The 2052-nt window shown below is 72.6% G+C and carries 1 protein-coding gene; it reads right to left on the reverse strand.

Annotation, left to right across the window (positions count from 1 at the left end; genetic code table 11):
* Window positions 1–2052 (reverse strand): Rne/Rng family ribonuclease (locus EBN88_RS29685; RefSeq protein ID WP_147472916.1); only part of this gene is annotated, 2052 nt, incomplete at both ends.

A 2052-nucleotide genomic window follows, 5' to 3' on the forward strand; every position in this document is an offset into this window, starting at 1 on the left:
GGCCGCCGGCTCGGGCTCGGGCTGCGGCTGCGGCTCGGCCACGGGTTCGGCGACGGCCTCAGGCTCGGGCGTCGTCACCACCGTGACCACGCCCTCCTCGGCGACCTTCGGCGGCCCGGCCGGCGCGCTCACCTTGCGGGTGGCCCGCCGACGCCGACGCCCGGTCGCGGGCTCGGCCGGCTCCTCCGGCTCGGCGGGGGCCAGCGGCTCGGCGGGGGCCAGCGGCTCGACCGGCTCCGGCGCGGCGACCACCTCGGCGGTCTCCTCGGGAACGATCGGCTCGACGGCCTCCTCCGAACCCACCGGCTCCGGCGCCTCGGTGACGCCCACCGGCTCAGGGACCTCGGTCGGCTCGGGCGCGTTGCCGCCCTTGCCGCGCCGGCGGCTCTTCTTGCCGCCGCCGCCCGCGAGGTGCGCCTGCTCCATGTGCACGATGACCCCGCGCCCGTTGCAGTGCGCGCAGGGCTCGGAGAACGATTCCAACAGCCCCTGCCCGACCCGCTTGCGGGTCATCTGGACCAGCCCGAGCGAGGTGACCTCGGCCACCTGGTGCTTGGTGCGGTCCCGGCCCAGGCACTCCAGCAGCCGGCGCAGCACCAGGTCCCGGTTGGACTCCAGCACCATGTCGATGAAGTCGATCACGATGATCCCGCCGAGGTCGCGCAGCCGCAGCTGACGAACGATTTCCTCGGCCGCCTCCAGGTTGTTCCTGGTGACGGTCTCCTCCAGGTTGCCGCCCTGGCCCGTGAACCGGCCGGTGTTGACGTCGACGACGACCATGGCCTCGGTCCGGTCGATCACCAGCGAACCGCCGCTGGGCAGCCAGACCTTGCGGTCAAGCGCCTTCATCAGCTGCTCGTCGATCCGGTAGGTGGCGAAGACGTCCACCTCGGAGGTCCAGCGCTGAAGCCGGTCGGTCAGGTCGGGCGCCACGTGCGCGACATAGCCGTGGATGGTCTCCCAGGCCGCGTCGCCGCTGACGATGACCTTGGAGAAGTCCTCGTTGAAGATGTCCCTGACCACCCGGACGGTCATGTCCGGCTCGCCGTAGAGCAGGCTGGGCGCGTTGCCCTTCCTGCTCTTCTTCTGGATCTCGGCCCACTGCGCCTGGAGCCGCTCCACGTCGCGGGTCAGCTCGTCCTCGGTGGCGCCCTCGGCGGCGGTGCGCACGATCACGCCCGCGTCGTCGGGAACGATCTTCTTCAGGATCTGCTTCAGTCGCGAACGCTCGGTGTCGGGCAGCTTCCGGCTGATCCCGGTCATCGAGCCCTCGGGGACATAGACCAGATAGCGGCCGGGCAGGGAGATCTGGCTGGTCAGCCGGGCGCCCTTGTGGCCGATGGGGTCCTTGGTGACCTGCACCAGCACCGGCTGGCCCGACTTGAGCGCGGTCTCGATCCGGCGCGGCCCGTGCCCGAAGCCCAGCGCCTCGAAGTTGACCTCGCCGGCGTAGAGCACCGCGTTGCGGCCCTTGCCGATGTCGACGAACGCGGCCTCCATCGAGGGCAACACGTTCTGCACCTTGCCCAGGTACACGTTGCCCACATAGGACGAGGACTGCTCCTTGTTGACGAAGTGCTCGACGAGGACGTCGTCCTCCAGCACCCCGATCTGGGTCCGGTCGCCCTGCTGGCGGACCACCATCACCCGCTCGACGGACTCCCGGCGGGCCAGGAACTCGGCCTCGGTGATGATCGGCACCCGGCGGCGGCCCTGCTCGCGGCCCTCGCGGCGGCGCTGCTTCTTGGCCTCCAGGCGGGTCGAGCCCTTGATGGACTGCACCCCGTCGGCGGCCTCGGAGGCCTCGTCCCGCTTGCGGCGCGGCTCGCGCACCTTGACCACGGTGCGCTCGGGGTCGTCCTCGGTGGCCGCGGGCTCGGCGGCGTCCCCGCTGCGCCGGCGGCGCCGACGGCGGCGGCGGGACGAGCCGCCGCCCTCCTCGGAACGCCGCTCCTCGCCGTCCTCGGCCGAGCCCTCCTCGGCGCCGGCCTCCTCGGCCCCGGCCTCCGGCTCGGGCTCGGAGGCCTCAGCCGGCCCGGCCGACTCGGCCTC

Source organism: Streptomyces triticirhizae (assembly GCF_003696235.1).
GTDB classification, from domain to species: Bacteria; Actinomycetota; Actinomycetes; order Streptomycetales; family Streptomycetaceae; genus Streptomyces; species Streptomyces triticirhizae.